Origin of the sequence: Streptococcus parasanguinis (assembly GCF_015557775.1) — a bacterium.
In the GTDB taxonomy this organism is placed as follows: domain Bacteria; phylum Bacillota; class Bacilli; order Lactobacillales; family Streptococcaceae; genus Streptococcus; species Streptococcus parasanguinis_AA.
In genome coordinates this window covers 270,600-280,651 of record NZ_JADNOY010000001.1, presented here as the reverse complement: position 1 = coordinate 280,651, position 10,052 = coordinate 270,600, and the positions used below count along the sequence as shown (strand labels likewise).

Genomic DNA, 10,052 nt, shown 5'->3' with positions numbered 1-10,052 from the left:
TCTAAAGACGCATTTTCGGTTTGATCTTTATCAAGATCAATAATTCCGATCAGATCTTCCCAGCTTAATTCCATCACATCATGGACATTCATGTTATATGGTCCATCAGCAACTTCCTTAACGAATTTGTAGAAACGTTTTAATGCGTTTTTAGGATCTATTTTTTCCCCTTTGGGTCCACATCACCCACAAGATGAGCATAGATTTCAGTAAACACTTCAATGATTTTTGCAAAATCAGTATGTTCCAGCAATTGCTCTACTGTCACATTTTCAAATAGTGACGCAATGAAGCCTAATTGTTGATCCAATTTTTCAACTTCTGTCTTATCTGATGTGAGTGAGTCGTTTAATACAAGGTAATCACGGTAATCACGAGTAGTAATTTCTTTACTAGAGTAAAGTACATCTTCTCCAGCTTCGTTCTTCATGGTAAATGTAATTTTTGACATTGTTTGCCTTTCTTTAATTAAAAAAGCACCGAATGGTGCTTATTTCATTTTGTCCAAGTTTTATTTAAAAATTCAATTTTATTGACATCATTATCCGAATGGTCATTATCCATCGCATAAAATATAGCTATGGTTGCCTCTTTCCCAGCTTGTATGACGACACTTTTATCCGATTGAACAGAAACGGTATCATCGTTAGACATAACGGAATCATAAGCAAGATAATTGCCTTTGTCATCGCTCGCAAGGAATTTACCTGGATTGAATTCAATATTCGATGAGTCGTTATTTTTTATAGTCAGTGTTGCCGTTACTGGGATGAAACTTTTAGAGTCATGGTTCATCGCAAGCATTCCGGAAGTTTGTTTTTTCGGTTCGCTGACAGCAATTTGAGTTTTGTCGAAAAGAACTCCGTCCCCAAATTTGTAGCTAGTCAATGAATTCATTCCAAGAACGAAATCATTTGCTTCCAGAAATAAATCGTGATCTACGTTTGATACGTATGTAGAGAGCTTATCTTTTACCATGACAGCTCTGTCTTTCTCTTCCTTTACGCTTTCCAATTCCTTGTGTGTCTTAGAAAGTTGGTTGTTGGAATTTACGAGCATAATAGCAAGTACAATGGAAACTAGAGTGATCATAATTGTTAATGTTATTAAAACTGTATTTTTCTTATTTTTCATAGCAAAACCTCCACAACTTATTATATCAATAATTGTAAAGGTTTACAACGATATAAAGATAAATAAAGGGGCTAAATGCCCCAATTATTATCCTGCTGCTGCCATACCAAGTTTTGCTTTCAATTTCTTGATTTTTGCTTCATCGCTACCAAAGTACATTGTACCGTACTTGTTCTTAGTTTGCTCGTCAGTACTTGCGCCTGCTGCAAATGATACATCTGTAGTAGCAAGCTCTTCAGCTTTATCTTTGATCGTGTTAAGATCGATTGCATCCATTGACAGATTTCCTTTGTAGAAACCGTAGTAAGCTCCACTACCATCTGCGGTATTTGATTCGAGCAAGATCGCAACATCTTTTGAAACTGTGTCAGCTCCAAAGTCAAGGATGTCATCATCGTTTTCATAGCCGAGAGCTTTAACGTAAAGCGCTACTGGAATGTCCAAGAGACCAAGATCTACTTTGACATCTCCAACCCCACGGTTGTTTACATGGTAAGCGATGTTGCTTCCGAATGTTTTTGTAGGGTCGACAGCAAGACCGGAGATTTTTGCGGTTTGAGTCGCACCTTCTCCTTTTTTACCTTGGATGATAAAGAGGTTTTCTCCCTCTGTGATGGTTTGATTCCCATCCAAAATTCGAACTGTAAGGCTTTTAAAACCAACTGTAGCAGTTCCTTGTTTTTGTTGTGTCATATTAAATTTCCTTTCTAATAATCGTCATACAGCTTGCTCTTCCCTTTGTAAGTTCTGGCATCTGCATAGCGTTTGATTTCAGGGATCCATTCATCTAGACCCCCAGCAATTTGGTAGAATCCTTGCGATTCCATCACCTTTTCGACTAACCCTTGCAATTTTTTGCATTCAAATCGGTTAATCGATTCAACGTTGATTTGATAAAGAAATGTTTTTGAAAAGCTCGTATTACTTCCCTGGTCACTTTGGATAGGTGGCCCTAGTGGGATAATAACAATACTCGTCTGATCTGTTGGTAAGGTTTCAGGACGCTCAAATGATTTGATAGTGATCTTAGAAAGTTCCTCATCGCTCATCAGAGCATCATATATTTCTGATATCTTGTCTTTAATCATCCAAGCCCTTCTCCTTTCAATTTAGTTGCTAACCTATATTTAAATTTTTCTTTGTTGGCTTCCGAAAATCTTCGGATAACACCGAATCCCCTTGGGTGGGCCTTTTTGGCATATCCAAATTCGTTCAAATGCTCCAACCGCCAACGTGATCCAGCGCCAAAACCAAGCTTAACCATTGGCACTCCTTCAAAAGCACCCGTTACATTTCCAACTGTTGCGCTTTCAATTGTTTCTCCGGTATCTTTAAAAACTTGTAGGGCAACTTTAAAGTCTTCAAGTGTTTCAGTTGCTGCGCCTTTCAAGGCTCTATTTGCAGATCTTCTTACTTTTGCATCGCCAAGCTTTGCTTCTAAATTCCGGATGACTTCATCGAAGCCTCTTAATGTAGCACCACTAGTCATTTGATCCACCAATAACAACAATTAAATAATCACGGTTGTCATAATCGGGACGAACGTCAATGATCTGCCATTTTTTATTTTCTAATCGGTGATCATTCACTTGTACAAAATGCTTATTATCAGGTTGATAGCTTGTTAAAGGATCTCTAATTTTTAAGGTCATCTTTGCAGTCATTGATTTTCCTGTTGAAATTTCGATATCCTTTAAACTAGGTGAGTAGATTTTTGCGAATGTATAAAATACTTTCTCAAAGCTCACATCCCGGCCATCTAATCCTTCAAGTACTTTTGAGTTATAAAACTCTACTGGAGTTCTTAATTCGCTTGTATTGGTTTCTGGCTTCTTGTATTTAAACTCAGGTTTATTCATCTTCCACAACTACATCTTCGTTTGTATTGTTCGAAGCTACTAAATCGTATTCTTTCACAAAATCAGGTAATTTCTTCATCAATTCGTTCTTTCGATCATCATCGACTTCAAAAATGTCTCCAACGTGTCGGACAACATTTTCTTTTAAGTCAAAGAAATCTTGGATTGTTTCTAGCACTCTTTTCCTCCTATTGGGTGGTTTTGAAGTGATAACTCAAGGAGTTCTCCTTGAAAATTTGCAAAGAAAAACTCGACCTGATCATTGTACAAATATCTTGCACGTTCCAAAACAAGCTCTTCAGTGCGAGAATCTGACAAATCAAAAGCTCCTGTTAAGTCGAGAATTGCTTTTTCGGATGAAACTAACATCCTTGAAAGATTCCCGTCTTCGGCATCATGAAAGATTTTCATCCGCTCCTTGAATGTTCCTAGAAGCGGATGAAGTTGTTTTGTTTCTTCCATTCGGTGTCACCACCTATTATTTAATTTTCAATACCCAGACAGCAGCAGTCTTTTCATCGTGAGCCTTACCGTAAGCAAATTGCTTAGCAGTATAGAGGTTCAAGTCTTCGAGAGCGTAAGTCTCTGTGAAACGACCAAACTCGATTCCACCACCTACGAATGCATCGTAGCGACCTTTTACGAATGTAGTCACTTTACCAGCGGTTTGAGCAACTGATTCAACCAAGATCAAGTTGTACGGCATTGCAGTCACATACGTTCCTTGAGCGTTCAAGGAAGTGTATTGTTTCTTGACATCCCACGCATCCGCTGGATTGACTACCATAACAACATTTCCTTCAACCGCCACTGGGTCACCGTTAGACTTAACAGAGTGATGTTTGTACACCGCAGTCAATTCTTTGACAACTGTTGCAGAGTCAGCAAATGTAAGGTTCGCAGTTTGGGCCTCTTTTTCTGCAAAAGTTGTTTTATTGCCAGCCGCAGTTCCAGTGAGGGTACGAGAAAGACCGATGGGCTTGCCGTCTCCGTCACCGTTCAAGAAAGCAGCTTCCAACGCAGCAGCGAACGCTTCTGTGATTTGAGCGGATACGAATGATTGCAACCAAGCAGGGCCGAATTTTTCAGAATCTTTAGGAATAACTACAAATGCAGTCAATTTATTTTGGATTGCTTCTTCTTCGTTGAATGCTTGTTTCAATTGGCCTTGAATTTCCCCGTTGATCTTGCCCCAAAGAGCTGTTCCGGTCTGAGTTGATTTGAGGAATTTAAGGCGGATGCCAGCATTGCGCAAGCCAATATGTTGCAAGAGCGGGCGAGATTTTACCATATCATCAAAGATACGGTCAATTGTTTCTTGTGGGAAGAGTTTTTCTACTCCTACAGGGGCAGTTTTGTCGATGTCGTTGAAGAATTCACGAGCTTCCGCAGTCAATTTAGCATCATAAGGGTTCATTGCTGAAACTTCCTCATGGGCAGCATGGCGAGCTTGCTCCATCATTTCGTTAGTCATCGACTCGATCATTTCATTGTAGAGCTTCGCTTGTTCTTCTTGAGGTGCGCCATTTGCTACAGCGTTCAAGAAGTTCTGACGAATTTCGTTGAATTTGTTAGATAATTTCATTGTCATTGTATTTTTCCTTTCTAAAATGCAAAAAGACTGAACCCTTTCGGTACAGCCTCGTTTGTGTTATTTTCTGGACTTTCTGGTAGGGTGAATCTTTTCTTTACAAATTCACTATTTTCAAAAGTCTCTTCTGCAATCTGTCGAGCTTCCAGCTTATTAGCTACCAGCTCAGCAATTTTATCAACATCAGGGGTCATTGCTGACTTCATTTTGTCAATAAAATCATGTGGGATCATTGGAGTTTCACTTGCAGCGAATGTAGGAGCAATTTCTCCAGCAAACATGATCCTGTCAGCAAATCCTTGATTTACTGCTGATTCAGCATCAAACCAGGTAGTCTTGTTCATCAGATCCAATAAATCATCTAATGCTTTTCCAGTTTTATCAACATAAGCATTTGCGATTGACTTATTAAAACCTTCAAGCACTCCAGCTTCATGAAGTAGAGTGTTGTGGTCTCCGTCAACTCGTGATGACACGTTATGGATCATGATTTGAGCAGTAGGGCTAATTTCTACTACATCACCAGCCATTGCGATAACGCTCGCTGCGCTTGCAGCAATTCCCACGATTTTAACAACTACTTTCCCTGAGTAGGCCCGTAATGCAGTATAGATTTCGCTACCTGCATATACATCTCCTCCCCCTGAATTGATGTGAACTTCGATGTCCTCACCAGTTTCCGGTAATACTACAGTTTTAGGAGCGGTACAGTCCCAACCAAACCAATCATAAAGCCAAACATCATCGTTTGACACGATTGTTCCTTTAATCGGAATCACTTTCATCTTCTTTCTCACCTCCCTTCTCTACATCCTCACCAAGTTGATAGTTCTTAGTGATCAGAGGCTTGTCGCCCCACGGTACAGCTTCAAGACCAAGTTCCTCACGGACCTCATTAATAAGCATGGAACCAGAAGAAATCAGCTTGTCAATACTTTGAGCAAGAGAGAATTTATCTCTTTGTCCTTCACCGACAATGACAAGTCGCTTATTGTCCTTGTACTCGCTTTTGCTTAGTAAAGCAAAGTTCAGACCATCGCTCATCTTCTTGACAAGCGACTGGTAGCAATAGCTATTAAACATCTTCTGACTATTTTCCAGATTAGCCATATCCCCATGCATCAGAGCAGTGGGAATCCCTAAGATGTCAGCTACCTCATCATCAAATTGCCTACGAAGCTTCTTGAGTTCATCTACTGATAGATTTGATGTCCCGGTAGTGTTGGTCAGTTCAGAATATTCCATTCCTTCTTGAGCTGGGACAATCGCTACTGTCTTGGTCGTAAATGATTTAAAGAGACCATCTGCATATCGTTGCATCTTTTCTCGTTTTGATTCGTCAAAACTTGCATTCGTTCTAGTGCTGAGTACTCCACGAATCTGATTGTTTCGTGCAAGTGCTTCGACTAGTCGGGTGTGTAGTTTTTCATAATCGTTAAAGAGTTGAGTGAAATATTCTTGAAGTCGATTGTTGTTGTATTGCAAGAAAACGACTTCATTCATCTTGAATGGTTTCTGGAAAGTATAATTTTGACAACTCACAGATGTGAATGTATCATCGAACACAGCATATTTCTGTCGGATGTACGAGTCGGCAATTAATAACTGATCGTCATTCGATAAGAAAATTAGCACTTCGTTTTTTGTCAATAAGCGATAAACCGCCTTTTGCCAAAACTCAGAAGCTGATTCATTCTTATTGGGCCTTACATTTAGCAGATAATCCCAATCAGTAGCCTTCTTTTTCCCATTATCGATGAATTTGAACTCAGATCTCGCAAAGATGCGGGCTACAAATTCAGCAGCCTTGTCAATCGACAGGCTCTTTAGTTGCAGATTTCCAAAGATCCGCTCCAGCTCATCAAATTCAAAACTTGGTTCCGGAACTTCTCGCTTGAATAAATTTAGCCATCCCAAGGCACCTCCTCCTTTCTAAAATTTTATGCCTACCACCCACCCGGATATTTTTTATCGTTTGAAGAAAGACTTTTTGGAGCGTTTGAGTTCCTTCTTGATTGATTCAAACTCTTTATTTGTTTGTTCGACATTTTGACCGCAAATATCTTCATGTCGTTTCACGGACTGGCTCAAAGTATTCAATTCAGCACTGATTGAACCAATCTTGTTCAATAGTTCCATGTTTTCTTTGCTTACTACAGCAAGCTCGCATTCAAGGCCTTGGATCTTTTGTTCGAGTTGTTGTTTCTTCTTCATTCGTTTGTTCATTTTGTTGTCCTTTCTAAAATTCCCAATCTTCGATCACATCAAGAAAGTCTCCAACAGTACTCTCCTGAATGATTTCTCTCTTGTAGAGAGCAGCAATAAAGGCATGGAAGCCGTCAGTCTTTCGTCTCAACGGTTCCTTTTTCAAAAATCTCTTGTTTCCGTCTTTGTCTTCTTTGACAAAGGTATTATCGGTATACCAGAGCATTGATTTGTCGTTTTCAAAAATAAATCTTTCATTCGCAAATCCATCTTCAATGATTGGAGCTACCTTCGACTGTATCGCTCCGGGATTTCGCAAGAATTCATACTCAAAATCAGCTTCTTCTAGCAATGGTTTTAGCAAGTCCATTCGAAATCCGTCTGCGCAGACAATTTCGATATTGTACAGCTTGCGCCACTGAATCAATTTATCAACAAGCAATCTTGGATCTATACTTGGACCGTCTACGATAGTGAAGAGCCCTTGCTCCTGCCATTCACGGATTGGAGCTTTGATTTTAAACATATCCAAAAATTGCTTTCTAGCAAAACTGTGTTGCTTCCAGATAAATTCATCACCGTTTTTAAAGAGTAGACCAACGCTGGCAAAGTCTCTGATGCTTGCGTAGTCGAAACCAGCGACACAAGATCTTCCTGAGAGATCTATGCCAGGGCTTCTCAATGCAGCCATTAACTTTTCACGAGTGGTCACATCTTTTTCGATGTCGGCTTCTGGCAGATTCATCCGCTTTGTCATAAATTCTTGTCTGCCTGATGGTTCTAATTCTAAGTCATCATAGTCAGCTTTCGTTCTAGCTAATAGACGTTTGGCATAAGGTGTTGTCTCATCCAGCATTGGATTCGCTTTTGGCCAATTAGTCATATCGTCCACTTCTTCCGGATCATCTAACTTGCAGATAAAAGGGAATAGGCGGAACTCGTCAAGCTCGCCATTCAAGATCTTCATAGATTTTTCAATCATCTTGTCGTAAAACCCTTCACGAACGTGTCCATTTGTACCGTTGTAAAAGGTTCGAGCATGGGCAATCTTACCAAGTCCTGATCGCTGGATTTTAACAGCAGAGTCATTTTCAAACTGGTGAATTTCATCGAATTCAAGGCAGCCATCACGAGCCGAGTCCATTGTCTTTGGGTTGTTTGTCCGATAAGAAAAGACCGAGTTATTCCCTCGGCCTGTAATAGACATCTTTGTCAAATAGTAATGGTCTTCCAATCCTCTTCGCTGGACAGTCTCATAAACTTCCTCAAATGAGACCTTGCCTTGCTTCTCAGAGTTAGCTGTGATAGTCACATCGTAATCTCTGACAGGATAGAGAGGACTGATGAAGAATGCGTCCCGGCTGGACATAAAACCATTCTTTCCTCCCCCACGAGCAAGGGTCAGCAATATTTCATCAAATTGAGGTTCGCCATCTTCTTTCCGAAAAAGAAAGATAAATGGCGTGATGAACTTTTGATACTTAGCCAGTGGAAAGAAATTCTTCTCGGTGAACTGGATATATTTCTCAATCAAATCATTGTCAAAATATAAATCATCCCTCGGATAGATTTTTTCTTTGATGATTTTGAATAAGAGTGAGCGTTCTTTGTTGACTTTGATTTTTCCTGATTTGGCAAGTTCGATGTATTCATCAATCAGAGGATGAGAAATCACAACAGATCACTTCCATCCGATGGTGGTTTCTTCTCGACTGGTGAATTTTCAACCTCAAAGTCAAATGATCGCTCAATCGCTAGTAGCTGATTGCTGGTTGTATTGATTTCTTTGATTAACGAGTTCGCTTTTTGAAATCTTTGCTGACCGTTATGGACAGTGATGACTAATCCATCTTGTTTGAGTCGTTCTTTCAACTCATACAGTAAACGGACCAGATAGAGATAGCGATGAACTTTCTCGTACTGAATCGCATCTTTCTTTCGTGTGCTGAAATTACCGATTTTGGAAAGTAACTGGTTTTCCAATTCTTTTATATTTTTTTCTGAGTATTCTTCCATGAGCCCCCTCCCCCTTAAAAAATAGTGCTTTGCATTTGGACAATCGACCCCTCCCACCGGTTCCCAGAGACCGATTTTTTTCGATTTTTTTCGACCGGGGGGTCTTTGAATTTTTCAAAATTTTAAATTTTCATCCCCACCATTCGTCCGAACGAAAATTTTTATTTTGCAGTTTGGATGATTTGCGAAATTGAAAGCGATTATGGCGCTTATTGTGACACTCCTTGCACAAAGTGCGAAGGTTGTCGATATCTAGAGCAAACTCTGGATAATATTCCAGCTCTTTGATGTGATCGACTTCGAGGTTATCTGTAGTCACCTTCCCCTCATCTCGACACCAGACGCATTCAAAATGATCTCGACTCATCGCTTCGAGTCTTAATTGTCTCCATGGTCTTGAAAGATAAAACTCTCTACGACTTTCTCTTGTCGAAACATCTACTTTCAATTCTTAAATCCTCTGTAACATTTCATACTTTCAATTATCTATTTCTGAAATTCATTATATTATTTCTGAAAACTATGTTGTTTTTCTCTCTTGAATTAGACATATCTTATATTCTGTCTGATTCGCCCCAGCTTTAAAAAGCCAGTAAAATAAATGAATAGCAGGTAACTAATAAAACCAATTAGCATTTTACTCGTTGTGTCTAATTGATAACTATAAATCAAAATTAGACATGGCTTTATCTCGTTGATCCTGTCTAATCCCAATATATCTCAGCGTAATTGCAGGAGATGAATGATTAAATAGATCCATGAGCATTGCCACATCTTTAGTCTTTTTATAGTAATGATAGCCAAATGTTTTTCTCATCGAATGGGTACCGATATTCTCGATCCCACACTCGATAGCTGCGGTCTTCAATATCCAATCGACTGTCCGCCTGTCCAGCGGTTTGTTTTTCCCGATGCGACTTTGAAACAGATAATGATGTAGTGGCATATCTTTGATGTATTCTCTGACTTCCTTCTTCAGAGTCTTTGTCATCTTGAGCTGTTTCCTTTTCCCGGTCTTCTGCTCTTTGATTTTGATATACCAACCTTGCACATCTTTTACTCGTATCCTCAAGATATCTCCTACGCGCAATCCGGAATTGATACCAAATAAAAAGAGTAAATAGTTTCGCTCATTCCATTCTCGAAGATATTCCTTCATTGCCTGGATATCATCTTTGTCACGAATAGGATCCACAATGTTCACAGTGCCACCTCCTTCCTAGGCAAAATAAAAAGCCAGCTTGTGC

General features: G+C 39.6%; 16 protein-coding genes. All 16 read right to left on the bottom strand.

What is annotated here, in order from left to right:
• Positions 1 to 157: 157 nt before the first annotated feature.
• Entirely contained in the window at positions 158 to 451 is a 294-nt protein-coding gene (gene gpG / locus I2F76_RS01540) for a phage tail assembly chaperone G (protein WP_009732631.1), read from the bottom strand.
• 44 nt (positions 452 to 495) lie between these two features.
• A complete protein-coding gene (locus I2F76_RS01535) occupies positions 496 to 1,134 on the bottom strand; it encodes a DUF4352 domain-containing protein (RefSeq protein ID WP_049506707.1) in 639 nt (212 codons plus the stop codon).
• Between the two features lie 87 nt (positions 1,135 to 1,221).
• The gene (locus I2F76_RS01530) at positions 1,222 to 1,827 is read right to left on the bottom strand and encodes a major tail protein (RefSeq protein WP_195487090.1); all 606 of its coding nucleotides are present in this window, start codon (positions 1,825 to 1,827) and stop codon (positions 1,222 to 1,224) included.
• 14 nt (positions 1,828 to 1,841) lie between these two features.
• Positions 1,842 to 2,222: a hypothetical protein gene (locus I2F76_RS01525; RefSeq protein ID WP_195487089.1), complete on the bottom strand. Its 381-nt coding sequence runs from the start codon at positions 2,220 to 2,222 to the stop codon at positions 1,842 to 1,844.
• The gene (locus I2F76_RS01520) at positions 2,219 to 2,623 is read right to left on the bottom strand and encodes a hypothetical protein (protein WP_009732627.1); all 405 of its coding nucleotides are present in this window, start codon (positions 2,621 to 2,623) and stop codon (positions 2,219 to 2,221) included. The genes I2F76_RS01525 and I2F76_RS01520 overlap by 4 nt, the downstream gene beginning before the upstream one ends.
• Complete coding sequence (locus I2F76_RS01515; protein WP_049472237.1) at positions 2,616 to 2,993, bottom strand: hypothetical protein; 378 nt, start codon at positions 2,991 to 2,993, stop codon at positions 2,616 to 2,618. Before I2F76_RS01515 ends, I2F76_RS01520 begins: the two co-directional genes overlap by 8 nt.
• A complete protein-coding gene (locus I2F76_RS01510) occupies positions 2,986 to 3,171 on the bottom strand; it encodes a hypothetical protein (protein WP_049472235.1) in 186 nt (61 codons plus the stop codon). Before I2F76_RS01510 ends, I2F76_RS01515 begins: the two co-directional genes overlap by 8 nt.
• Entirely contained in the window at positions 3,165 to 3,455 is a 291-nt protein-coding gene (locus tag I2F76_RS01505; protein WP_031575412.1) for a hypothetical protein, read from the bottom strand. Before I2F76_RS01505 ends, I2F76_RS01510 begins: the two co-directional genes overlap by 7 nt.
• Positions 3,456 to 3,471: 16 nt before the next feature.
• Positions 3,472 to 4,584 carry a phage major capsid protein gene (locus I2F76_RS01500; RefSeq protein WP_195487088.1) on the bottom strand — a complete coding sequence of 371 codons (1,113 nt, stop codon included), beginning with the start codon at positions 4,582 to 4,584 and terminating at the stop codon, positions 3,472 to 3,474.
• A 14-nt stretch (positions 4,585 to 4,598) separates the two neighbouring features.
• The gene (locus I2F76_RS01495) at positions 4,599 to 5,369 is read right to left on the bottom strand and encodes a head maturation protease, ClpP-related (protein WP_049506700.1); all 771 of its coding nucleotides are present in this window, start codon (positions 5,367 to 5,369) and stop codon (positions 4,599 to 4,601) included.
• Positions 5,350 to 6,501, bottom strand: coding sequence for a phage portal protein (locus I2F76_RS01490; RefSeq protein WP_195487087.1), 1,152 nt, complete (start codon positions 6,499 to 6,501; stop codon positions 5,350 to 5,352). The genes I2F76_RS01495 and I2F76_RS01490 overlap by 20 nt, the downstream gene beginning before the upstream one ends.
• A gap of 51 nt (positions 6,502 to 6,552) precedes the next feature.
• Complete coding sequence (locus tag I2F76_RS01485; protein ID WP_049488149.1) at positions 6,553 to 6,810, bottom strand: hypothetical protein; 258 nt, start codon at positions 6,808 to 6,810, stop codon at positions 6,553 to 6,555.
• Between the two features lie 13 nt (positions 6,811 to 6,823).
• Complete coding sequence (locus I2F76_RS01480; RefSeq protein ID WP_195487086.1) at positions 6,824 to 8,464, bottom strand: terminase TerL endonuclease subunit; 1,641 nt, start codon at positions 8,462 to 8,464, stop codon at positions 6,824 to 6,826.
• Positions 8,461 to 8,805, bottom strand: coding sequence for a hypothetical protein (locus I2F76_RS01475; RefSeq protein ID WP_009732618.1), 345 nt, complete (start codon positions 8,803 to 8,805; stop codon positions 8,461 to 8,463). The genes I2F76_RS01480 and I2F76_RS01475 overlap by 4 nt, the downstream gene beginning before the upstream one ends.
• Positions 8,806 to 8,935: 130 nt before the next feature.
• The gene (locus I2F76_RS01470; protein WP_195487085.1) at positions 8,936 to 9,253 is read right to left on the bottom strand and encodes an HNH endonuclease; all 318 of its coding nucleotides are present in this window, start codon (positions 9,251 to 9,253) and stop codon (positions 8,936 to 8,938) included.
• Between the two features lie 213 nt (positions 9,254 to 9,466).
• Entirely contained in the window at positions 9,467 to 10,009 is a 543-nt protein-coding gene (locus I2F76_RS01465) for a site-specific integrase (RefSeq protein WP_009732616.1), read from the bottom strand.
• Positions 10,010 to 10,052: the final 43 nt, after the last annotated feature.

What these genes read in the sequence shown, in the direction of transcription:
- gpG (WP_009732631.1), bottom strand. Translation starts at nt 451, where the DNA reads ATGTCAAAAATTACATTTACCATGAAGAACGAAGCTGGAGAAGATGTA.
- I2F76_RS01535 (WP_049506707.1), bottom strand. Translation starts at nt 1,134, where the DNA reads ATGAAAAATAAGAAAAATACAGTTTTAATAACATTAACAATTATGATC.
- I2F76_RS01530 (WP_195487090.1), bottom strand. Translation starts at nt 1,827, where the DNA reads ATGACACAACAAAAACAAGGAACTGCTACAGTTGGTTTTAAAAGCCTT.
- I2F76_RS01525 (WP_195487089.1), bottom strand. Translation starts at nt 2,222, where the DNA reads ATGATTAAAGACAAGATATCAGAAATATATGATGCTCTGATGAGCGAT.
- I2F76_RS01520 (WP_009732627.1), bottom strand. Translation starts at nt 2,623, where the DNA reads ATGACTAGTGGTGCTACATTAAGAGGCTTCGATGAAGTCATCCGGAAT.
- I2F76_RS01515 (WP_049472237.1), bottom strand. Translation starts at nt 2,993, where the DNA reads ATGAATAAACCTGAGTTTAAATACAAGAAGCCAGAAACCAATACAAGC.
- I2F76_RS01505 (WP_031575412.1), bottom strand. Translation starts at nt 3,455, where the DNA reads ATGGAAGAAACAAAACAACTTCATCCGCTTCTAGGAACATTCAAGGAG.
- I2F76_RS01500 (WP_195487088.1), bottom strand. Translation starts at nt 4,584, where the DNA reads ATGACAATGAAATTATCTAACAAATTCAACGAAATTCGTCAGAACTTC.
- I2F76_RS01495 (WP_049506700.1), bottom strand. Translation starts at nt 5,369, where the DNA reads ATGAAAGTGATTCCGATTAAAGGAACAATCGTGTCAAACGATGATGTT.
- I2F76_RS01485 (WP_049488149.1), bottom strand. Translation starts at nt 6,810, where the DNA reads ATGAACAAACGAATGAAGAAGAAACAACAACTCGAACAAAAGATCCAA.
- I2F76_RS01475 (WP_009732618.1), bottom strand. Translation starts at nt 8,805, where the DNA reads ATGGAAGAATACTCAGAAAAAAATATAAAAGAATTGGAAAACCAGTTA.